The sequence below is a fragment of the Paenarthrobacter sp. 10L412 genome (assembly GCF_056395565.1).
In genome coordinates this window covers 1-23650 of sequence record NZ_JBFTJT010000024.1, presented here as the reverse complement: position 1 = coordinate 23650, position 23650 = coordinate 1, and the positions used below count along the sequence as shown (strand labels likewise).

Below are 23650 nucleotides of genomic sequence, written 5' to 3'. Positions count from 1 at the left end.
ATTCCTGGTTTGAACGAGAGCTCTGCTTTTCATCTTCGGTGTGTTTTTCTATGCGAGGCCAAGAACGCCCATTGGCGGTGTGCTGAAGGGCGGTATTGAATAGTCGGGCGGATCTTTACATCTGCCGTGCTCGAGCTCGGACGCGGTGGTGGGGCTCGGTGGACATGTGCCCAGCCGGACTGGTTGCAGAGGGTGGCGAAGCCGTCCCGGGGGGCCGTTGATTGATGTTCCGTCTTGGTTCTGTTTGCGTTGCCTCCAGGTTCTTACAGCGCAGCGGCAGGGTTTTTGACGGAGTTTCGGATCTTTGCGCGGAGCTCGCGTTCAAAAATGTTGATGTCCCGGAGCTTGTCGAGGACGGCCGCGGAGATGTCGGAAGGGACTACTGCAACTCCGTCACCGTCTGCAGAGACAAGATCGCCCGGATTGACTACGACGCCTCCGCAGGCTATCGGGACATTGACCGCCCCTGGCCCGTACTTGGTTGGACCCGCCGGCGACACGCCTCGGGCCCATACGGGCAGAGCCATCTCCTCAATGTCAGCCCGGTCCCTGATTAGTCCGTCGATGATGACAGCTGCGATGCCTGCAGCTAGGCAGATTTCAGCGAGGAGATCGCCGAATACTGCCCGTGTTGTTCCACCCAAGGCATTGATCACCAGAATATCGCCGGGCTCAGCGTCGTCGAGGGCTCGGTGGATAGCAAGGTTGTCACCTTCACGGGTGAGTACGGTCAGTGCGGGTCCCACGCAACGGCCGCTGGTCCACTGCGCTGCGATTCCGGAGTCCATGAGGTTGAGGCGGTTCATGGCATCGCCGACGTTAGCTGTTGGATACTGCATGAAAGTTCGGACAACCTCCAAGGGGCCGGTGGCCGGGCGCGGACCCACGGTCAAGGAACTGGTAGGGGCGTCGATAAACATAGATCCCTCTCGTAGACTCATCCTAGTGAAATTATTGTACCAATTGGTAATTACTTCTTATTTTGCACCGTAGTCGAGCTCCAAGCAATAGCTAAAGGCAAGTTGGCTCCGGATCCCATGGGGCCCACGGGTTCCAGCCGGCACATGGCCTCGGATCGGATTTTGCGGCTGAAGCACCAGGCCTTGGAGCTGATAGCCGTGTGCGCCTCTCAGCGGAGACGGCCCTTGCGTCGGAGAAGCCGATTGAATAAGGAATCGCGCGAGGCCCCTCGCGACTCTCAGTTTCTGGCGTTGCCGAACGCCATTTTCGCTCCTCATGGATTTGCCAGGCTGCATTAACTGGCTGATCCCGTTGTCGCTGGAGGACGAGAGGATCAACGATGATTGAAGCAAGTCCCTTGACGCGGAGTACCGAGGTTCCGCGTGTCCGTCCCGACGCATTTTGGCCTCGGGCACGTAAGCAAGGCTTACTGGGGGTGAGCGGCCCTTTGGTGGGGGCGGAGGGAACCGCTGACGGCGGCTGCCACGAGAGTAGTGACCTGACTGGCTGACATTCCGTCGGTCTCATGGAGGTCAAGGATCTCGCGAGGATCCGTAAGCACATTACATAGGAAAAGCGCGCGCCTCATCGACACGTCGGCCAGTTCCTGATCGTCTAGCAGGTTGGCCAACGGACGCTCCCAGATCTCTAGTGAGGTCTGGATGACCGGGTCTTGTCGGTCCAGTCGCTCCAAATAGCCCGAACGGGAGCGAAGCCGGACGAGAACTTTCCCATGTTCAAAGACCAGTTCGACCCAACGGGATAGCACGGCTTCGAACAGTCTGCGACCCGATAATGGAGAAGTCGCCGAGAATTCGGCGAGTTCCTCCATGAGCTGATGAAGATAAGCGGAGAGGAGTTGATCTAAAGACGCATAGTAGCGGTAAGCACTAGTAACGGCTACTTCGGCCCTCGCTGCAATGCTTTGCAAAGACAAGGGCCCAGGGTTCTCACTGACCTCTTCGGCCACGGCTCGCAAGAGCCGCTGCTTGTTTCTTCGGGTATCGCTACGCACAAATGGGTCCTTTAAGCGGGGCGGAACGGGCACTACCCATAGCTAAGCTCCGGGGCAGGGCAGCTCCGTCGGGTTTGCTGTCTAGCGGGCCAACCCTCTGGCGCGGCGGCCTGCAATGGAACACCGAAACTCACCATGCTCTCAAAACCCTGTGGAGCTCCCCGGACGAAACTGACTGAACCGTGAAGGACTAATTCATGCCCGTTTATGATTTAGGACCAGTTTAGCAATTGACACTTCAGTTTCAACTACCCTCCCACACCGACGGGTCCGCCCGCCTCCCGGTCCGGAGTTGGGGCTGGCGGTTGTCATAGAGGGAACCCGCGGTGTTCAGGACTGTCCGTTCTCTGTGCATAGGGATCGGACACCATGACCAATGTCGTGCGAGACAGAGCGTCCCCTTCAGACACGGTGTTCAGTGCCGCAGAGCCGTGTTGTCTCGCGCATGACCGCGTGAGTAGCGTCACAGCTGCAGGGCAAGGCAGCCCCGTGCAGCAGGACCCGCCGCAGATTCAGGTCGCGCTGGGCAGAAGAAAAGGGTGTGAACGTTGCGTACAGATGAGGCAAGCCATTCCGCAGATCAGCAGGACTCCGGATTAAGAGGGGACGGCGGCGTTATTCAGTTGGTTAGTCCTGAAGGTGATCTGGTAGGCGATCTGGACTTTGACCCGTGGGTTGAAGACGTCTCTGACGAGCAGCTGTCTTCGCTGTACGAAGACATGGTTGTCATCCGCAGGATCGACACTGAAGCCACCTACCTCCAGCGGCAAGGAGAACTCGCCTTGTGGCCACCTCTTCTCGGGCAGGAAGCTGCACAGATTGGATCAGCGCGGGCACTGCGCAGCGACGATTTCGTCTTCTCCAGCTACCGGGAGAATGGCGTCGCATACTGCAGGGGAGTTGATTACGGGGACATCGTCCGGGTGTGGCGTGGGAACGCCCACTCGGGGTGGGATCCCTATGAGCTGAATATGGCAACACCCCAGGTCATCATCGGCGCCCAAACCCTGCATGCCACCGGCTACGCCATGGGCATCAAGAACGACGGCGGCACTTCTGTCGCCGTCACCTACTTCGGCGACGGCGCGACAAGCGAGGGTGATGTCAACGAGGCACTGGTGTTCGCTGCCAGTTTCCAAGTGCCTGTGATCTTCTTCTGCCAGAACAACCAGTGGGCCATTTCGGAACCGGTGGGGCTTCAGTCCCAGATTCCCATAGCGTCCCGCGCAAAGGGGTTCGGTATCCCATCACTCCGGGTTGACGGCAACGACGTCCTGGCAGTTATGGCCGCCACACGTCTCGCTCTGCACCGTGCTCGAAACGGCGGCGGTCCGACATTTATCGAGGCAGTCACATATCGAATGGGCCCCCACACCACAGCAGATGACCCAAGCCGCTACCGGGACGCAAACGAACTCGAGATCTGGGCGGCCAAAGACCCTCTTGCCCGTGTGAGAGCACTTTTGGAGAACAAGGGGATTTTCACGCCGGAGCTTGAGGCTTCAGTGGCCGCCAAGACAGACGCCGTCGCCAAGGAAATGCGAGAGGCGTGCATCAACATGCCGGACCCATTACCCATGGACGTTTTTGCCCACGTTTACAGCACGCCGAACACCACATTGGAAACGCAAAAGGAACACTACCTCCGTTACCTCGACACGTTCGCGGGTGAGCGGAGTGAGGGGATAAGCCGATGAGCACCATGACGTTTGGCCGAGCCATCAACGCCGGACTGCGCAAGGCAATGGAGGACGACCCAAAGGTTGTACTCATGGGAGAGGACATCGGCAAACTGGGCGGCGTCTTTCGAGTCACCGACGGTTTGCAGAAAGACTTCGGACCTCATCGGGTCATCGATTCCCCACTTGCGGAAGCCGGAATCGTGGGCAGCGCCGTCGGCCTCGCCTACCGGGGTTACCGACCCGTTGTTGAAATTCAATTTGACGGGTTCATTTACCCAGCATTTGACCAGATCGTGTGCCAGGTAGCGAAGCTGCACTATCGGACGCAGGGCAAAGTCAGGATGCCGATCACCATCCGGGTGCCCTTCGGCGGAGGGATAGGCTCGCCGGAACATCATTCCGAATCCCCGGAGGCCTACTTCACTCATACCTCCGGCCTGCGGGTGGTCAGCGTGTCCAACCCCCAGGACGCCTATACAATGCTTCGGCAGGCCATTGCATCGGAAGACCCGGTACTCTATTTCGAGCCCAAACGCCGGTATCACGTCAAAGGCGAAGTCGAACAAAACATTGACCTTGGAGAAGCATTTCCACTTGGCAGCGCCAGCGTGCGCAACGCCGGCAGCGACGTCACCTTGGTCACGTATGGTCCCCTCGTAAAAACGGCTATGGACGCAGCATTAGCTGCAGCCGACGACGGAATTTCAGTTGAAGTCATAGACCTCCGCTCACTTGCACCGATCGATTTCGCACACGTTGAGGCTTCGGTGCGGAAGACCGGCCGGCTGGTTATTACTCACGAAGCCTCGCGGTCGGGCGGCCTGGGAGCCGAGATCGCCGCGACCATCACCGAACGTTGCTTCAACCACCTTGAGTCAGCGCCGGTCCGGATAACAGGCTTCGACATCCCCTACCCGCCGTCAAAGCTGGAATCACACCACCTGCCCGATCTGGACAGGATTCTTGACGGCGTAGACCGGGCCCTTGACCGACCGAACTCTCTGACTGGACTGGGAGGACGAAAGAGATGACCACAAGGGAATTTAGGCTCCCGGACCTGGGTGAAGGGCTGACCGAATCGGAGATCCTCCACTGGAAGGTCGCCGTCGGCGACGCCGTCGAACTGAATCAGGTGATCGCCGAGGTCGAGACAGCAAAGGCGGTAGTTGAACTCCCTTCGCCCTACGCCGGAATCATCGCCGTACTCCATGAGCAACCGGGCACCGTTGTTCAAGTTGGTACCCCCATCGTGTCATTCACGCTCCCGGGAGATTCTGACGGCGGCCCGCCCTCAGATATCGCCAACGACGGGCCAGCAAAACGGATCCCGACTCTCGTTGGTTACGGGGCCGAAATTGACAGTGCCGGGCGGCCAGCACGCAAACCCCGCAAGGCTTTTCACCCACACTCGAATGCCCAGACCGCTCCTATTACCCCCGAAACTCCAGCTCCGACTTCCTGGGGTTCGGACAGCCCAGCAGATCGACCCCGCTCCACACCGCCGGTCCGCAAGCTCGCACGAGATTTAGGCGTGGATCTGGCATCAATGGTTGGCACCGGGCCACAGGGCCTGATCACCCGGGCTGACATCGATGCCGCGGCGGGATACGCCGCCCGGCAAGCAGCGGACAGTCAAACGGCCGATATCGAGGCATCTGGGGAAAAGGAACGGGAAACCAGAACGCCCATCAAAGGCGTACGCAAGCACACTGCCTCTGCGATGGTGTCGAGCGCATTTACCGCGCCGCATGTAACTGAGTTCCTGACTATTGATGTCACGACGAGCATGGAGTTGCTTGAGACGTTGAAGTCCAGCCGTGAGTTCGCCGGCTACAAGCTCACACCGTTGACGCTTGTGGCGAAAGCCGTGCTCGTCGCGTTGGGCCGCAATCCCTCGTTGAACTCCCGATGGGACGAAGCTCGCCAGGAGATCGTCCAGTTCAATTACGTCAACCTGGGCATCGCCGCCGCAACACCGCGTGGGCTCACTGTGCCGAACATCAAGGACGCGGACCGCATGGGACTTTTGGAACTCTCCGCCGCCTTGAATCAACTCGCCCAGACGGCCCGGTCAGGCAAGACGGCGCAGGCCGAGCTGTCGGGCGGCACGATCTCCATCACGAACATAGGCGTCTTCGGCATCGACGCCGGGACACCCATTCTGAACCCCGGAGAGGCGGCTATTTTGGCTATCGGCTCCGTCAGGCGCCGACCGTGGGAGCACGCCGGCGCTGTCGCAATTCGGAGTGTCATGACCCTCAGCCTCTCCTTTGACCACCGGCTGGTTGATGGCGAACAGGGCTCACGATTCCTTTCCGACGTCGGGGCCATCATGTCCAATCCGGCAGTGCTCATCACGATGGTTTAGCCCGCCCCGTTCTGAACTGCCGCCGCCACTGATTGCGCTGGATCCCGCGACCATCTCCGCACCTGCTACTTACAGGGCAGGAACACCCATGCACGTTGAAATGGAAAGCCTATGCACACGATAAAGAGCCTGGTGGACACTACCAGCAAGGTCTTTGAAGCCAACAACATCGCCCAACGGGTGCTGGCAGGAGAGCTTCAAAAACGTCTGGCCCAAACGGCGTTGGGTGGACCGGAGAAGTCGCGTGAACGCCACGTAGGCCGGGGCAAGCTGTTGCCGCGTGAGCGGATCGACCAGTTGCTGGATGAGGGCAGTCCGTTCCTGGAGATCGCTGCGCTGGCAGCCAACGGTATGTATGGCGGTGATTGTCCGGGTGCGGGAGTGATTGCCGGCATCGGCCTGATCCATGGCCGGCATGTGCTGGTGATCTCCAATGACGCCACGGTCAAGGGCGGCACCTACTATCCCATGACGATCAAGAAGCACCTTCGCGCCCAAGAGATCGCCCTGGAGAACCGGTTGCCCTGCATCTACCTGGTGGACTCGGGCGGGGCGTTTTTGCCGAAGCAGGATGAGGTCTTTCCGGATAAAGAGCATTTCGGGCGGATCTTCTTTAACCAGGCGCGGTTGTCGGCAGCGAAGGTCCCTCAGATCGCGTCCGTGATGGGCTCGTGCACCGCCGGCGGCGCCTACGTCCCGGCGATGAGTGATGAGACGGTGATCGTCCGGAACCAGGGAACCATCTTCCTGGGCGGTCCGCCGCTGGTGAAGGCTGCGATCGGCGAAGTAGTCACCGCGGAGGAACTCGGTGGCGGCGAAGTCCACTCGAGGATTTCCGGCGTCACGGACCACTTGGCCGAAAACGATGAGCACGCCCTGCAGATCATCCGCGACATTGTGGCCACCCTGCCCGGGCCGGAGGCCCCCGCCTGGGATGTGGAAACCGCCGTCGAACCCGTGGCCGATCCCGCCGGGCTGTACGGGGCCGTCCCTACGGATGTAAACGCGCAGTATGACGTGCGTGAGGTGATTGCCCGGCTGGTAGATGGCAGCAGGTTCCACGAGTTCAAGAAGGAGTACGGGACAACCCTGGTGACGGGCTTTGCGAGACTGCACGGACATCCGGTGGGGATTGTGGCCAATAACGGGGTGCTTTTCAGTGAGTCTTCGTTGAAGGGCGCGCATTTCATTGAGCTGTGTGACCAGCGCGGGATCCCGTTGGTCTTTTTGCAGAACATCTCCGGTTTTATGGTGGGGCGGGATTCGGAGCAGGGCGGGATCGCCAAGAACGGCGCAAAGATGGTCACGGCGGTCGCGACGGCGCGGGTGCCGAAGCTGACCGTGGTCATTGGCGGGTCCTTTGGTGCAGGAAACTACTCCATGTGCGGCCGGGCCTACTCACCGCGCTTCCTCTGGATGTGGCCTGCCAGCCGGATTTCGGTCATGGGCGGCAACCAGGCCTCCAGTGTGCTGGCCACTGTCAAGCGGGACCAGTACGAAGCCGCAGGCGAGGAATGGTCCGCCGCGGACGAGGAAGCGTTTAAGGCCCCGATCCGGCAGCAGTACGAGGACCAGGGCAGCCCGTACTACTCCACCGCCCGCCTCTGGGACGACGGTGTGATTGACCCGGCAGATACCCGTACCGTGCTGGGGCTGGCGCTCGACGTCGTCTCCCGCACCCCGCTGCCGGAAACCTCCTTCGGCCTCTTCAGGATGTGAGCCCAGCAATGACTGAAGCACCCCAACTGACTCAGCCGACCGTGAAGCCGGCACTGTTCGGTACCGTACTGGTAGCGAACCGGGGCGAGATCGCCTGCCGGGTGATCCGGACCCTGCGTGCCCTGGGCATCCGGTCGGTCGCCGTGTACAGCGATGCCGACGCCGATGCCCGGCACGTACGCGAAGCCGACGCGGCCATCCGGATCGGTCCCGCCGCGGCGGCAGAGAGCTACCTGAAGATCGAGGCGATCATCCGGGCGTGCCTGGAGACCGGCGCCCAGGCTGTCCACCCCGGCTACGGGTTCCTGAGTGAGAACGTCGGCTTCGCGCGTGCCCTCGAAGCCGCGGGAATCACTTTCATTGGCCCGGGGGTGGAGTCCCTGAACGTTATGGGTGACAAGATCCGTTCCAAAAACCACGTGGCCGGCTACGGAGTCCCCGTCGTGCCGGGCATCGCCGAGCCGGGCATGACCGACGCCGAACTGGTCGAGGCCGCGGACGCCGTCGGGTTCCCGCTCCTGATCAAACCCTCCGCCGGCGGCGGAGGGAAAGGGATGCACATCGTGGAACGTCCCTTGGACCTGGCAGCCACCCTGGTCACCGCACGGCGGGTCGCCTCCAGCGCGTTCGGGGACGACACGCTGTTCCTAGAGCGGCTGATCCGCACGCCGCGGCACATCGAGGTCCAGGTCCTTGCGGACAACCACGGCAACGTCATCCATCTGGGCGAGCGTGAGTGTTCCCTGCAGCGCCGGCACCAAAAGGTCATCGAGGAGGCACCCTCTCCGCTACTGGAATCCCTTCCCGACGGCGACGCGGTGCGGGAACGGATCGGCGAAGCCGCGTGCCAGGCAGCCCGCAGCGTCCACTACAGCGGCGCGGGAACCGTGGAATTCCTCGTCTCCGACGACGCCCCCGACGAGTTCTTCTTTATGGAAATGAACACCCGCCTCCAGGTCGAACACCCCGTCACCGAAATGGTCACCGGCGTCGACCTCGTCGAATGGCAGGTCCGGATCGCCGCCGGTGAGGTACTCACCGTGGCCCAGGCCGACGTCGAACTAACCGGCCACGCTGTCGAAGCACGCGTCTACGCCGAAACCCCCGAAAAGAACTTCCTTCCCGCCACCGGTACGGTCCTGCTGCTTGACGAAAAACCTACTGGAGAGGCAGGCAAACGCGTCCGCGTGGACTCTGCGCTGCTGCAAGGACTCGAAATTTCCTCCAACTACGATCCCATGGTGTCAAAGGTCATCGCCTGGGGCGAGGACCGCAAAGCGGCGATCCAAACCTTGAATGAGGCCTTAGCGGATTACACCTTGCTGGGCGTAGACACCAACGTCGAATACCTGAGACTGCTGATGAATGACCACGACGTCTACGCAGGGCGCCTCGACACAGGTCTGATCGAACGGAAAATGCCCGGTTTCACCTTCAGGCACGTCGACGACGCTGAGTTGGCGGCCGCTGCCGTCTACATCTGGGCTTTCACCCAAGCAGTTTCCGGATCGGAACGGGACAGGAACAGTGCGTGGGGCAAAACTGACGGCTGGAGGCTGGGCAGACAGGCGCCATGGCGGGTGACCATGAAGACACCCTCCGGCGAATTAGCATCCGTACAGATAACCGGTATCCGGCCGTCGGCTTCGGTCCTGGTGCGCGTCAACGATGGCCCCGAACGGACGGCCTCGTTGGCGGCACTGGCAGATGCCAGGCTTCAGCTCACCCTGGATGGCGACGCCTCCATCTACGCGATGGTTCCCGGATCCGGTCCCGGCGAGCCCCAAAGTACCTCATCGGGCAGGGCCCGCTCCTGGGAAACAAGCTCAGCGCTTCCTGGCGAAATGTTCCTTGGTAACGGGGGGTGGGGATGCCGTTTGGAGATCCTCAGCCGGGAATCTCGGCTCGCATACGTGCTTGCCGCCATTGAGAGGGACGAAGGCAGAGCAGATCCGCAGGTCCGCGCGCCCATGCCCGGAACTGTGGTTTCGGTAGCTGTCAGCAACGGAGCAATCGTCGCCGAAGGCCAGCTGCTGCTGGCCGTCGAAGCCATGAAGATGGAGCACCAACTCCTGGCACCGCTGGCTGGCACCGTCCACCTCACGATCCGCACCGGTGACCTCGTAAAAGCCGAGGAAGTGGTGGCAACAATTCATCCCCACGATTCCGTTCCGGCCGAGGACCAACCATCGCATCTGCCAGCGAACCAGACACAAAGAACAGATTCCAATAATGAAATGGAGCAACACCATGGCTGATTTTGACCTCAGCGAGGAGTACCAGGAACTCAGCAAGACAGTCCGAGAGTTCGCGGACGAGGTCGTTGCCCCGGCCGCCGCCAAGCACGATGAGGAACACAGCTTCCCCTACGAAGTGGTGTCCCAGATGGCCGAGATGGGCCTCTTCGGGTTGCCGTTCCCGGAGGAGTTCGGCGGAATGGGTGGGGATTACTTTGCGCTGGCACTGGCGTTGGAGCAGTTGGCCCGGGTGGACCAGTCGGTGGCCATCACCCTGGAGGCCGGGGTCTCCCTTGGCGCCATGCCGGTCTACCGCTTCGGTACTGACGCCCAGAAGGAGGAATGGCTACCACTGCTGGCCTCGGGGCAGGCCCTCGCCGGCTTCGGGCTGACGGAACCGGAAGCCGGGTCCGACGCGGGCGGCACCAAGACCCACGCACGGCGTGAGCCGGGGAACTGGGTGATTAACGGGAACAAGGAGTTCATCACCAATTCCGGGACGGACATCACCCGGCTGGTGACCGTCACGGCGGTGACGGGCCAGAAGGAGCGCAAGGACGGGAGCGTCAAGAAGGAGATCTCCACCATCCTGGTGCCCACGGACACGCCGGGATTCAAAGCCGAGAAGGCGTACAACAAGGTGGGCTGGAACGCCTCGGACACCCACCCGCTGACCCTGAAGGATGTCCGCGTCCCGGAGGAGAACCTCCTCGGTGAGGAGGGCCGCGGCTACGCGAACTTCCTATCCATCCTGGACGAGGGCCGAATCGCGATCGCTGCGCTGGCCACGGGGGCGGCGCAGGGCTGCGTTGACCTGTCGGTCAAATATGCCAAGGAACGCAGCGCCTTTGGGCACCATATCGGCAAGTACCAGGCCATCTCTTTCAAGATCGCCCGGATGCAGGCCAGGGCCCACACCGCCCGGCTGGCGTACTACGACGCGGCCGCCAGGATGCTGGCCGGTAAGCCGTTCAAGACGGAGGCGGCCATCGCCAAGATGGTCGCAGGCGAGGCAGCCATGGACAACGCGCGGGACGCCACCCAGGTATTCGGCGGCTATGGCTTCATCAACGAATTCACCGTGGCACGCCACTACCGCGACTCCAAGATCCTTGAAGTGGGGGAAGGCACCACGGAAGTCCAGCTGATGCTGATCGCCCGCGAACTCGGCTTGTAGCTGAGAGTAGCCACACTCATGGATGAAAGATAAAAACCCATCGCTGACGCTGTCGCCTCCGGCTTCGGGTCAAAGGCATGTATCCACCCAAACCAGGTAAGTGTCGTATGTGACGCCTACGCACCCACTCCAGAGGAAGTCTTGGCCGCATCGAAGCCGCTCAGGGTGGCGGCGGGTAATGGCGTCTTCGGCTTCAACGGAAAGATAGTTGACGGGCCGATCCCTCAAGCATGCGCAGGCAACACTCATCAGTCCAAAGATCGTGAAGTAAGCAGGGCCCTCGTCGAGTGACGAGGGCCCTGCCTTTCTGGGACGGACCACGCCGGCGCTTCGCTTCTCCCAGTTACGGAAAAGCGGGGAGCCCAGCATTGTTGCTGGAGAAGGCAACTCCGACGGCTCTACCGCCGTCGGGGCTGTCCAATGGGCGCTCCTAGCGGGTGACCGAGCCTGTCAGTGAGGCCACGGGGCGCAGAAACAGCGGTTTGGTCAGGAACCAGGCGGCGACCATAACGAGCAGTGAGGCACCGAAGATCCAGAATCCGGTCCAGTTGTCCTCGTTGCTTGATGCATACATGTGGTTAAGATTCCGCAAGGCGCCTGTGGCGAGTACCAGGGCCACATGAACGACGACGAACCCTACGAAGTAGATCATCACCGGAAAGTGGAGTGCCCGGGCGGCTTCAATGGGGTACATCCGATTGAGGTTGCTGAGTTGTTTTGGCCACAGTGGGGACATCCGCAGCCCGGTGAGAAAAGCCAAGGGTGCCGCGATGAAGACGGTGACGAAGTAGGCCAGTAACTGCAGCGCGTTGTAGCTCACCCAGCCGTCCTCCGTCGGCCAATCCAGAGCAAGGTACTGCAGCCCCGCTGACAGTGCGTTGGGAACGATATCCCAAGTCGTGGGAACGATTCGCTGCCAACGCCCTGTCGAGAACAACAGGACAATGAAGATGAGCCCGTTCAGAATCCAAAATACATCCAGGCTCATGTGAAGCCACAGGTTGAGACTGATTTTGGTTGGCGCCCTTTTGGTTCGAATAAAGCCTTTGTTGTTCCGAGTCCAATTCCCCTGTGGGCGGGTGTCAGTCCGAATTTGCCAGCCGCTCCTGATGATCAGCACCAGAAAAAACATATTGAGAAAATGCTGCCAACCTAGCCAGGCGGGAAAGCCGGTCTGCGATCCTTCCGGAGGGCGCGTGTGCCCGGGGAATTCTTGGAGGAACGAAGCGGTGCTGTCAAGGGCCGTGAACCATTTCGTTGCCAGGACGGCGGCAAGGAGCAGCAGCAGGGCCGATGCCGCGGTCAAGACCAGTCGTGTCCATTTTGTCTTCGTCGTTTGAAGACTTTTCGCTGAGGGTGCCATGGCCTAGATGCTCCCCTGTGACCGAGACCGGATGGCGTCGATCAGCTGCGGTACTACGTTGAAAACGTCCCCAACGATTCCAAAATCAGCCACGTCGAAAATTGGTGCGTCCTTGTCGGAGTTGATGGCCACGATTGTTTTTGCCCCCTGCATCCCCGCCCTGTGTTGAATAGCTCCAGAAATTCCGAGGGCGACGTAAAGTTGCGGGGTTACATTCACTCCGGTCTGCCCGACTTGGGAGCTTTGAGCAACGTAGCCGGCGTCCACGGCGGCACGAGAGGCGCCCACCGCCGCGTCGAGCACGTCGGCGAGCTCTTCAACCAAGGCGAAGTTTTTCTTGGAACCCATGCCCCGACCGCCGGACACAACCTTCTCAGCCGTGCGCAGATCGGGACGGGACGAGGCGAGGACGGGTGTGGTTCCTTCGATGACAGCGGACCTTTCCACACCGAGGGTCAGGTGATGCACAGTCACGTGCGGAGCCACTTCAGGTGCCCTGCCTTCCAGGGCCCCGCGCTGCACTGTGATGATGGGCAAACCCCTTTCAGCAGTGGATTCCACCGAATATACGCCCCCGAAGACTGAATGGGTGGTCAGGATGCGTTCACCATCGAGTCGAACCGCGACAGCGTTGGCAAGGAGAGCGCCTTCGGTGCGTGCGGCCAGCCGTGCCGCTACTTCGCGACCGTCAACTGAGCTTGAGGCCAGCACAGCGGAGGGTCCGAACTGTTGAACAGCATGCCAGGCAGCTTCAACTTGGGGTGTCAGGAGCAGCGTCGGTTCCGGTTCGGTTTGGCCAACGAATATGTGCTGCGCTCCGAGGTAGCCCAGCTCCGCCACTATCTCGGTTGCCTCACGGGGTGTGGCCAGAACCGCAACAGGGGTGCCCAGTGTGGAAGCCAGGCCGAGCAATTCGCTGGCACTTTGCGAGATCTTCCCGGCGGTGGAAAGCTCAACGAGCACTAGTACATTTGACATTTTTGTCCTCTTTAGAGCAGTCGGCCGGCGGCAAGGTATTCAGCAAGCTCAACACCGGCGGTACCACTGTCGATGATCTTCTTTCCTGCTTGACGGGCCGGGCGTGCTGCAACGGAAACGACCACTGAGCGTGCTGCGGCCAAACGTTCGGAGGGATCGAGGTTCAGGTCCGCCAGGGACAAGGTCTTCACGGGTTTTCGCTTCGCCGTCAATATGCCTTTGAAGTTGGGAAAGCGCGCCTCCGGTGAACGCTCAGTCACAGTGGTAACTGCCGGCAAGGAAGCACGAACACTGAGGGTGCCTGATTCAACCTCACGCTGACCTCTGACCGAGGTGCCGTGAATGTTCACGGCGCTGATCGAACCGAGAAGGGGAAGTGAAAGGCGTTCAGCCACCATGGCTGGAACCGATCCAGAGCGCCCATCGGTCGACTCGTTTCCGGCGAGGACGAGATCAAATGCAGTTGTTTTCAGAGCGGCCGAAAGCGCTTTCGATGTCCATACGGCATCCGCGCCCGCAAGATCATCATCCAGGACATGAATGGCGGAGTCAGCTCCCATGGACAAGGCCTTTCGAAGGGCTTGACTGGCGCCCTGAGGCCCCATGGACAAGGCCACCACTTCAGTTCCTTTGTGGGAATCCTTGTACTGAAGAGCCACTTCCAGGCCGCGCTCGTTGACTTCGTCGATCACGCCTTCAGCTGAACTTCTGTCAAGAAGGCCGGTTGCAGAATCAAGGTGCCTCTCCACGGACGTGTCTGGCACCTGCTTAATCAGAACGATGATCTTCATTGAGCAACTCCTTGTGGAACTGGGCCTGTCTCGGCAGGCACGTCGTGATGCGGCTGGCGGGCCTTGGTTGCCCGCCACGCTAGTAACCCGCTTTCCAACAGGCAAGAGCGCGGAACTCAGCCAGTCACCGTGCACGGAATTGAAGGTTTGGTGATGGCTTGGTTGTGCATCGTGTCAGCTCGGCGTCAGCTATCCGGAATCAAGTTCGGGTTCTGAGCGGGCAAGATCAAGACACCTGAAAGCCAGTTCCTCAGCAGCCCTTGGGTTGTGCTGCCGACACGGATCGGACCGACGGGGCACCGGATTAAGTCCTACCAATGCGGCCCACTTGTTCCACGAGCTCCGTCATTGAGGGACGGTGCCCGCGGTGAAACACTACTCCTTCGGGCAGTCCTCGGATTGACGGTTTGTTTTTCGTCACGTCGATGGTGATTCGGCCGCCTGCCATGGGTGCATTGCGGATGTGGAGGTCGCCGTAGGACTTGGGCAGCGCGGGATCCATCCATACGCCGCCGAGGGAAACGTGTGCGTCATACTGCATCAGGCTCGTTATGAGCAGGATCGGCGCTGCGGCCGCCCAGGCTTGCGGTGAGCATGCCGTTGGGTAGGGGACCGGTGCCTTGAATTGCTCACGGCCGAAACCACAGAACAATTCCGGCAATCGGCCATCGGAGAATTCAGCTGCCTCCAGCAGGGGCGGTAGAGATCCGTTGCGCCTCGGCCACAAAGCCGTAGCGTATGAGTCCTTGAGCGATGATTGCGTTGTCATGGGGCCAGACCGAGCCATTGTGGTAGCTGGCCGGGTTATAGGCACCCATGTTGCTGGCGAGCGTGCGCACACCCCAGCCGCTGAACATCTCGGGGGACATCAGTCGTTCGGCCACTAAGGGTGCCTTGTCCTCGTCCACGAGGCCGACCTATAGGCAGTGGCCCATGTTGGAGGCGCACGCGTCGACCTGCCGCTTCTTTCCATCCAGGGCGATGGCGTAGTAGCCGCGGTCAGGCATCCGGAACTGCTCGTTGAACCGTTTCTTGAACTTTGCCCCGCGGTCGGCGAGTTCGTCACCCACGGCCATGTCGCCGTCGTCGTACGCCTTCCATGCGCGGGACATGTGCGCCTGGTAAACGTAGGCCTGTACTTCGCAGAGCGCGATTGGCGGCTCGGCCAGTGTGCCGTCGGCGAAGTTGACGCCGTCCCAGGAGTCTTTCCAGCCCTGATTGATGAGCCCCCGGGGGTTGAGGCGGTTGTACTCGACGAACCCGTCGCCGTCCTTGTCCCCGTAGTCGCGGATCCAGTTCATTGCCCGGTCCGCGTGCGGGAGCAGGGCGGCGATGGTTTCCTTGGCGAAACCCCACCGGCTGACTGTGCCCAAGACGCAAACGAAAAGGGGGGTGGCGTCGACGCTTCCGTAATAGACGGACTTGCCGCCCAGCGAAAGCCCACTGGAGACATCGAGCCTTACTTCATGCAGGATATTGCCCGGTTCCTCCTCGCTCACCGCATCCACTACCGTACCCTGGCGATCGGCCAGCGTCTGAAGTGTACCCAAGGCCAGGGAGGGATCCACGGGCGCGGCCATGTGCGAGGCCAGCAGGGAGTCCCGGCCGAACAGGGTCATGAACCAGGGCGCCCCTGCCGCCACCACTATACGGTCCGGATGGTTTGGATCTTCGATGCGAAGGGCATCGAGGTCGTCATAGCTCCGTCGCAGCGTCCGTTCAATCGAGCGGTTTCCCATGCGGACCAAGGGAATTTTCGCCACCCACTCCTGTCGGCGGCGGTCATTGCGGACATGCCGTCTGCATCAAGATGAACGAACGACGGCGGCGGACTTGTCGCCTCCATGCTCGGCACCGCAGTGATGACGGAACTCCACTGGCTATGCGGGGCAACCGTGACTCGATAGCCTAGGCCCTCCGGTGTGACGTCGGCTCCCGGGGCCTGGATGAGGATGCCCTTCCGAACGTCCTGCCAGGCAGCCCTGATGGTCAGGGTGTCGCCGTTTACGTGGCGCGTTTGGTCCCAACGCCGCTGAATTCGGGCCTCCTTGACTTCGAAAAGGTCGGCGAAGTCAGCTTCGACTTTCAGGGAGACCACACATTCGGCAGGCTCGTTCGAGAAATTGCGATGAGTGAACTGCTCTTGAATGCCTGCGCCCACTTCGCGCAGGCGCTCGACGATCAGCGGACTGTCCCTGTGGCCGTCCAAACGAGTCACCCGGCCGGCAAACAGGGCCCGATACGGTTCCTTCGTCTCCGCGGCCAGTGGTTCAATGGGCTGGCCATCGATGGTCATGATCCAGTGGGAGAGGATGCGAGTGTCCTGAAAAAAGACGCCGTGCGGATGTTCGGGGCGGATATCCCCGTTCGGGTCAGAAATGCAGAAAGAGGATCCTTCCACCAAAGTGACCGTTCCGGCCCCAAGGGGACCAGCAGCCGTGTCAGCATTCCATCCAGCCATCCCGTCCCCTTTATGAGACTGACTCTAGTGAGCACGGGCGCGCGGGAAATATTGCTGCCCTGCAAAATTGCGTAGCTTCCGAGGCGCCATTTCTGCTATGGACGCTACTCTTGCTCGTTAAGGGGCGCCAGTGCCGCTTGGACGGCCCGATGTCAACGTGGGCCTGCGCCGAGCTCCGCCCTGGTCTACGATCTCATTTGGATCCGCGCACTCTGAAGCGCGGATTTCCGAAGGCAGCACTTTTGTCAGGTACGTAGCCGACTGCCGATAATGGACATCTGCCGTCGGACCGGCCCAAACGTCTTGTCATGATGCTCGATATAGTTTCCGCCATGCTCTTAATGAAGGAGGTGCAGCCATTGAGTTGGATATTTCTTTGTTCCGGGGGGCGGAGTGCAGTCGGTTTTGGGTTGTTCGACAGGGTCGGAAAGGGTGCCAAGGAGCAGGCAATCTGCAGAACAGTCGGCTCCGATTTTCAGGTGCTGGATACGACTGCAGGGATGAGCTGGATCTTCTCTTTCGGTGGCCGACCGAGCAAAAAAGAAGTGTGGACACTGTCCACACTTTTCGATTCGGACTGCCTCGTACAGCCGCCGGACTGGCCCGGTTTTCGCATGTTCCCGCCACTTCCCAGTGTTTGCAAGGCCCGGAATCCCGTTCGAGTCCCACCTCGGGCACGGCATATCCCCTCGTCAGAGGGGGTTTTTGCTTTAATGTGTGTACATTCTGGTCGTCACGTCCCTCTGACACTGGCCGCGGGGTGTGCCTGGCGCCGCGGGTCGCCTGTTTGGTTGTGGGGAGCGGGCTCAGGGTCCTGGCGGGTTGGCCCTCCGCATGCTTTGAACTGGGGTTATGTGTTCCTCTCTTGGTGCGTCTGGTCGGTCGTGGTTGGCCTACACATCTTCATGGGTACGGCGGCTGAGCACAGCATGACTTCGCGATCCTTCGTCAAAGTTCTTGGTTTAGGCTCGTTCCTGGCGTGAGAAGGCCGGGCCGGTCGGTACTTTGTCAGGCCAAAGTGGGTGTGGACAAAGTCCACACTTAAATCTTCTTTACTGTGACTGCTTGCGGCCATTGGCTCATCCCTCCTTTCGTCTTCATCTACTCATTCATGTGAGTGGCCATAGCGACATGACGCGTTTAAAAAGGCACGGCTTTCATGCGCGTCAACGTGGTTTTAGACGAGGCCCGACTCCTGTGCCGTTCGGACATGAGCGCTCAGTCGACGCGATGCACAGTGTTGCCTGGGTTATTGTGGGCGCACTCATTTATCCAGAGGTGTGAAAGGAGCGGCGGCACGGTCGTTGGCGTCAGGGCATCTAACTAGTGTCGATGCAGGAGCCTGTCCGCTATTAACGCGGCCTATGGACAGGAGCAGCAAACCAAACAACTGCCGATATAGGTGCATTCCGTTTCGACGGGCCATTGGCTGAGCCTCTAGTGCCGGGCCACATGTGCCATAGTCTGTGGTGCATATGCATATATGTGACGCAGTCCCAGGCTCTGGGCGGTTAGGTACGTTCTTGGCCTGATCGTAGCGAGACTGTCTTCACGATCGCCACGGCTTTTCCCTTCCCGCCTGATCCTCCTGAGGCTCGGCGGCCCCGTATATATATCGGGAGTTGGTCTGGACTGCTGGACCATCAGGCAGTGGGGCAGCGTTGGAAGGCAGGGGGAAGCCTCGCAGTCGGCGTTTGCGGGGCCAGAGGAATGTCGCTGCAATTGAGCGCGTGAGTCGCGATTGCGCAGCAGGCTTGTTGCGCAATCGTTCAAGTCGCCTCGCCTCTTGAGGGTGGAGGCGTCCCTGCCCCCTCTAAACCCTCAAGCAACTAGGCCAAAGGCCGAGAAGCACCCTTCCGTCAGCCTGAGCTAGGGGAGAGGCGCCTATGCTCAGTGAGCAGCAGACAATTAAAGTTGAAGCCAGCTCCGTCCAGGAAGCCCTACCACATTTGGCTGCCCTCGTGCCTGGGGCTGGGAACTTCGACAGAACCGGACCGAGAAGTAAGGACGAACCCGACGCGAGTCTGCGGGAGACTCAAGCGTGGGGTCCCGTAGCTGCTCCGCAAAATGGGGGGAGATGCGGAGACGCCGCCACGACCGTAGACATGCACCCGCTGCAGCAGCGAATCGAATCCCTTTCGTTGCTAACCGAATGAGAATTCCCTTTTGGCTTCCCCCTGCTTCCCGCCCCTTAACGGCTTCCATTCGTCAGACTGCCGACATGGTCCGGGATGTGTGCGGCGGCCGAAGTCGCTAGGACACCTTCGGCGCCAGCATATCCAGGAGCGCGTCGCCAGAGTGTGGGGCCGTGTTGCCCGTTCGCGCTGACTAGGACAGGGCTTCCCGCTCTTCATCCGATAGTCCCAAGGGGCCTGAGGCCACCTAACGCTAGCGATACCCCCCTTAGCAATACGGACAGGATTCAGGGCGCATTAAACTCAGCGGCGGTCCGGGACATGATGCGCAGGAGCGCGCCGACTTCGAGGTGGCTGAGTCCCAGCTGGGCCGCTGAGTCGAAATAGGAGCTCACCGCATCAGTAAGGCGGTGCTCGATGTCGGCAGCTGTGAAAGCCTGCGCCACTGAGGCCAGCGCCGCAGAGTGCACCGCGTTTGACGCTTCGGATCCGATAAAGTCCTGCCGTTCGATCTGGTCAACGGACGCATCTATCGTCGAACCGGCAAGGCCGAGCGGAATTCGTACCAGAGGAGCCATGACGTCGGCTGAAATACCTAACCGATCAGCGTAGGCCACCGCCTCAAGGAACGACAAGACACTGGCGTAAAAAATCGATCCGAGAGCCAGAGCTAAAGCGTTGGCTTGCGCGAGGTCTGAACCCACGTAGTGAATTGGGCCAAGCGACGCTAGGAGGGAGCGAACTTCCTCGATAGACCCTGTTGGACCTGAATACAGTATGTCCCCCTCGGGGTGCCCGATGGCTTCGGGTCGGCACAGCACGCCACCTTCTACGTAGCGACCGCCCCGCGTCGACACCAACTCGGCAAGTTCGCGAGCCTCATCTGTCGTTCCCCAGGTGAGGTTGATCACAGTGCGCTCCGTTAGGTCGAGCTGATCAGCCATAGCGTTCTTCAGAGCGCGATAGTCCAAGACTGAGGCGATGACCACAGGAGCACCCAAGATGGCACTCGTCGGGGTAGGCGCCACTTCCGCGCCCTCGTTCGCCAAAGGCTCGCACCTCGTCGCGGTTCGGTTCCACACCAGGACACTTCGACCGTCGGCGAGTAACGCCCGGGCGACTGCAGCCCCCATGTTGCCCATCCCCAGCACAGCTACGTCGGCCATCGGGTTACCTCGATTTCTTGTGGTCTTGCGTGTCGTTAGGAGAATCGCGGATGCGGGTTTAGGCCCGTCAGCTGACCAGCTTAGGAGCTGACGAGAGCTGGGATTCGAATTCGCTGCGATCCCAGTAGAAGCGCTCATGGACGATCCTGCCCTGACTGAACGTCTCGACGACGCAATAGCGCATCACGACGTCGTGGATATCCGAAGGGGATCCAGCATCGGGCGAATACTTAGCGTTCACCTCTAGCTCGGCAAAGACCCGGTTACTGCTCGTCGCAACAGAAGCGATCGTGACCTGGACTTCCGCTAGGTGAGCGAAATACTCGGTCAGGAACCTCCGGATCTCAGAGCTCCCAACCCACAGCGAATCCGGCTCGCTCATGTCTTGAAGTACGGCTTTATCATCAAAGGAAGTCATCAACATGTCGATGTCCATCTGGCCGTATGCAGCCATTTGAGTCTTGAACAGCTGGAGATTCGTGTCGTTCAACTGGTACTCCTCATATGAGACAGGGTTTCACTTATCTTGTCGGCGGCTGCCCGCCCACTGTTGATGGCGCCGTCGATCCAGTTGCGCCACACGGAATCGTCGAGATCGGTACCCGCGAATACAACACGTCCGTCCGGCGTATTCATGACGCGTACGAACTCCAGGGCTTGTCCCGGTGGGTCGACGCGGTAGCCGCCGCGGAAAAGTGGGTCGGCGCACCAGTCGTGAGCATCAACGGCGAGGACCTCGGCGTCGGGGAAGTACTCTCGAACCGCCACCTCTGCCTCCTCGCGCGAGAGCGGGTCCGAAAGCGATTTGTCGTCGCCGAAGGCAACCATGACGCAGGAGCCGTCCTCGCACTCATAGCCGAGAATGAGGGAATGGAGCCTGCCCGATCCGAGCGTGAATGACCGGCGAGGAATGTTTCTCACTAGGAAGGAGCCTTTGTACGCGCGGCCGAGGTGATCCTCGGCAAGAAGTTCCACTTTGCGCGGACCGAGCTGCGGTGAGAACTCCACCTGGCGAAGGACGTTAGTCGGAATCGCCATCACGCAAGCCTTGGCGTGGATCACCTCTCCGCTTTGTGTCCGGACAGTGACGCCGTGGTCGTTCTGATGCACCTGCGTGACAAGATGGTCAAGCCGTACCTCAAGGCCACTGGTGTCGATCATTTTCTCTAAGAGCACGCCTGCGCCGCCAACGAAGCGCTCACTGAGGCCGGTGTAGAACCCCACGGGGCTGTGACCGAATCCAGCGGTCTGTGCAATGGCGCCGAACACCGAAACGGCACGTGGGTCCGCGCCGGAGTACCACGCAATGAGCGCATAGAACAGATCAGTCGTTGCAGGACCGAGGTCCATCCCGTGGATGAACGCCTCGACTGAGATGTCGAGGTCATTCAGGGGCTGTTGGCTGAGCGGCTGGCTGGGAGCGATGCGCCTGGACGCGTCCCGCAAGCGCATGAATGCGCGCTCAAGATCGGGCAATTCTGACATTGGCACCGGAAACGGGCGGCGGATGCCATCCGTGATGAACGCTGCATTCTCTGCTGGGACATCGGTCTTGACCTGGACGCCGTATCGAGCGATTTCTCGACGAATGTTGGGTTGGAGAGCGCGACTGATCCAACTGCCCCCGAGCTCGACCGTTAAGTGCTCCTGTCCCTTAAAAGTTCGCGCGTAAGTCCGACCGCCAACCCTGGTGCCGCCTTCCAGTATCACGACTGAATGACCGCGCTCGGCAAGGTCCCGGGCCGCCACGATACCGCTGAAGCCGGCGCCAACGACCACGACGTCTTGCGTTCTCGCCATCATGCATTCCTCCTAGCATTTTTGCCTCTAGGCCCCCATAGAGCGCGGGCTTCCCCAGCCACTGTCGGCGGGGCCGGCCGCGAATTGCGGGTAGACATATGTCATGGCTCACAAGTTGCCATGCTGCACTTCGTAATCTTCCCTAGCCCATCCCGTTGGCATCTGGGGAAAGATAATCGTAAGGCCATGGCTTTGCGTCGGATGACGCCGCTCGAGAATGCCATTTACCAAGTGAGGACAAAACAGTGAAGCTTGACGCTTATGACTACATCATTGTTGGGGGAGGTTCGGCAGGTTGTGTCCTCGCGAACCGTTTGAGCGAGGATCCGCAAAATCGGGTGTTGGTTCTTGAGGCTGGTCATAGGTATTCCTTGTTTGATGTGCCGGTGCGGGTGCCTGCGGCTTTCCTCTTCCTCATGGGCCACCCTTTCTATGACTGGCGTACCAAGTCSGAGCCTGAGACTGGGCTTAAGGGTCGTCGAATTGACCATTATCACGGCAGGGTCATGGGGGGAAGCAGTTCGATTAATGGGATGTTTTATCAGCGCGCCAATCCGCTCGTCTACGAGCGCTGGGCCCGGGAGACCGGGGCCGAGGAATGGGACTACGCTCACGTTCTTCCGTACTTTAAGCGGATTGAGTCGTTCAAGGGATCGGATCCAACGGGTGAGTACCGAGGTCGGTCTGGACCTATTCCGGTTAATCAGCATCATCACAAGGGTTCGCGGAACCCGTTGTTTGGTGCGCTCTTTGAAGCGGCCGAGCAATCGGGCTACGAACTCGTCAACAACGTCAACGGCTACCGCCAAGAGGGCTTCTCCTCGTTCGACTCAAACATTGAGAACGGCGAACGCTACAACGCCGCGCGCACGTATTTTGCCCCGGTGAAGAAGCGGAAGAACCTCGACGTCATCACCGGTGCGCGGGCAACGCGGGTGGTCTTTGAGGGGACTCGCGCGGTCGGCGTCGAGTTTGCCACCCGGTTTCGGAAGCGGAGCATCGCGAGAGGCGCTGAAGTTATTTTGAGCGGCGGCGCATATAACTCGCCGCAGCTGCTGCAGCTTTCGGGTGTCGGTAACGCCGCTGAGCTGAGGGAGCACGGCATCGATGTTGTCGCCGATCTGCCGGGCGTCGGTGAGAACCTGCAGGATCACCTTGAAGCGTTCATCATGTTTGAGTGTAAGCAGCCGGTCTCCAACCAGAGCATCGTCAAAAAGTACACTTACCCGATGACTGGGCTGAAGTGGTTGTTCAATAGGACCGGGCCGGGTGCGTCGAATCACTTCGAGGGCGGCGGTTTCGTCCGCTCGTTCGATGACGCCCCGATGCCGAATCTGATGCTGACCATGCTCACGCTCGGGGTGCGGAACGATGGCACTCCTGCCGAGACGCCTCACGCGTATCAGATCAACCTCGGTCCGCAGCAGCCACAATCCAAGGGGCACATCAAGTTGCGGAACAGTGATCCGTTCGAGCAACCCGTTGCGACGTTCAATTATCTGTCTACCGAGCGTGATCGCCAGGAATGGATTGACGGTGTTCGCACTACGCGGGCGCTCATGAATCAGCCCGCTTTCGCAGCATTCAACGGCGGTGAGCTCTCGCCCGGCCCGGAAGTCCAGACGGACGAGGAGATCCTCGACTGGGTCTCCCAGGACGCCGAGACCACCTATCACCCCTGCGGGACCTGCAAGATGGGCAACGATGACCAGTCCGTCGTCGATCCCCACAGCTTCCGGGTGCACGGCGTTGAGGGCCTTCGAGTCGTCGATGCGTCGGTGATGCCTTCCATCCCGAA

15 protein-coding genes and 1 pseudogene are annotated in these 23650 nt (G+C 60.4%); 7 read left to right on the top strand and 9 right to left on the bottom strand.

Annotated elements, in window-relative coordinates:
• Positions 1–263: 263 nt before the first annotated feature.
• Both AC1DD7_RS23395 and AC1DD7_RS23390 read right to left on the bottom strand, forming a co-directional pair.
• Positions 264–839 carry an RraA family protein gene (locus AC1DD7_RS23395; protein WP_477516785.1) on the bottom strand — a complete coding sequence of 192 codons (576 nt, stop codon included), beginning with the start codon at positions 837–839 and terminating at the stop codon, positions 264–266.
• Between the two features lie 548 nt (positions 840–1387).
• Entirely contained in the window at positions 1388–1975 is a 588-nt protein-coding gene (locus AC1DD7_RS23390; RefSeq protein WP_477516784.1) for a TetR/AcrR family transcriptional regulator, read from the bottom strand.
• Positions 1976–2523: 548 nt separating this feature from the next.
• Between AC1DD7_RS23390 and pdhA the strand changes: the two genes are divergently transcribed.
• The 6 genes from pdhA (at position 2524) to AC1DD7_RS23360 (ending at position 11158) form a co-directional block, all read left to right on the top strand.
• A complete protein-coding gene (gene pdhA, locus AC1DD7_RS23385; protein WP_477516783.1) occupies positions 2524–3672 on the top strand; it encodes a pyruvate dehydrogenase (acetyl-transferring) E1 component subunit alpha in 1149 nt (382 codons plus the stop codon).
• A complete protein-coding gene (locus AC1DD7_RS23380) occupies positions 3669–4688 on the top strand; it encodes an alpha-ketoacid dehydrogenase subunit beta (protein ID WP_442017893.1) in 1020 nt (339 codons plus the stop codon). The genes pdhA and AC1DD7_RS23380 overlap by 4 nt, the downstream gene beginning before the upstream one ends.
• A complete protein-coding gene (locus tag AC1DD7_RS23375; protein WP_477516782.1) occupies positions 4685–6025 on the top strand; it encodes a dihydrolipoamide acetyltransferase family protein in 1341 nt (446 codons plus the stop codon). Before AC1DD7_RS23380 ends, AC1DD7_RS23375 begins: the two co-directional genes overlap by 4 nt.
• A gap of 111 nt (positions 6026–6136) precedes the next feature.
• Positions 6137–7744, top strand: coding sequence for a carboxyl transferase domain-containing protein (locus AC1DD7_RS23370; protein WP_477516781.1), 1608 nt, complete (start codon positions 6137–6139; stop codon positions 7742–7744).
• A gap of 8 nt (positions 7745–7752) precedes the next feature.
• Entirely contained in the window at positions 7753–10002 is a 2250-nt protein-coding gene (locus tag AC1DD7_RS23365) for an acetyl/propionyl/methylcrotonyl-CoA carboxylase subunit alpha (protein WP_477516780.1), read from the top strand.
• Complete coding sequence (locus AC1DD7_RS23360) at positions 9995–11158, top strand: acyl-CoA dehydrogenase family protein (RefSeq protein ID WP_477516779.1); 1164 nt, start codon at positions 9995–9997, stop codon at positions 11156–11158. The genes AC1DD7_RS23365 and AC1DD7_RS23360 overlap by 8 nt, the downstream gene beginning before the upstream one ends.
• Before the next feature lie 430 nt (positions 11159–11588).
• On the opposite strand, the gene AC1DD7_RS23355 is transcribed toward AC1DD7_RS23360, so the two are convergent.
• The 7 genes and pseudogenes from AC1DD7_RS23355 to AC1DD7_RS23325 form a co-directional block, all read right to left on the bottom strand.
• The gene (locus AC1DD7_RS23355; protein ID WP_477516778.1) at positions 11589–12521 is read right to left on the bottom strand and encodes a cytochrome b/b6 domain-containing protein; all 933 of its coding nucleotides are present in this window, start codon (positions 12519–12521) and stop codon (positions 11589–11591) included.
• A gap of 3 nt (positions 12522–12524) precedes the next feature.
• Positions 12525–13499 carry an electron transfer flavoprotein subunit alpha/FixB family protein gene (locus tag AC1DD7_RS23350; protein WP_477516777.1) on the bottom strand — a complete coding sequence of 325 codons (975 nt, stop codon included), beginning with the start codon at positions 13497–13499 and terminating at the stop codon, positions 12525–12527.
• 11 nt (positions 13500–13510) lie between these two features.
• Complete coding sequence (locus AC1DD7_RS23345; RefSeq protein ID WP_477516776.1) at positions 13511–14290, bottom strand: electron transfer flavoprotein subunit beta/FixA family protein; 780 nt, start codon at positions 14288–14290, stop codon at positions 13511–13513.
• 304 nt (positions 14291–14594) lie between these two features.
• Positions 14595–16751, bottom strand: a pseudogene (locus AC1DD7_RS23340) (amylo-alpha-1,6-glucosidase).
• 2422 nt (positions 16752–19173) lie between these two features.
• Positions 19174–20052, bottom strand: a complete 879-nt coding sequence (locus AC1DD7_RS23335) for an NAD(P)-dependent oxidoreductase (RefSeq protein ID WP_477516775.1) — start codon at positions 20050–20052, stop codon at positions 19174–19176.
• Positions 20053–20119: 67 nt separating this feature from the next.
• Positions 20120–20542 carry a nuclear transport factor 2 family protein gene (locus AC1DD7_RS23330; RefSeq protein ID WP_477516774.1) on the bottom strand — a complete coding sequence of 141 codons (423 nt, stop codon included), beginning with the start codon at positions 20540–20542 and terminating at the stop codon, positions 20120–20122.
• A complete protein-coding gene (locus tag AC1DD7_RS23325; protein WP_477516773.1) occupies positions 20539–21855 on the bottom strand; it encodes a flavin monoamine oxidase family protein in 1317 nt (438 codons plus the stop codon). The genes AC1DD7_RS23330 and AC1DD7_RS23325 overlap by 4 nt, the downstream gene beginning before the upstream one ends.
• A gap of 242 nt (positions 21856–22097) precedes the next feature.
• Between AC1DD7_RS23325 and AC1DD7_RS23320 the strand changes: the two genes are divergently transcribed.
• Positions 22098–23650: choline dehydrogenase (locus AC1DD7_RS23320; RefSeq protein ID WP_477516772.1), on the top strand; the 1553-nt coding region annotated here is incomplete at its 3' end.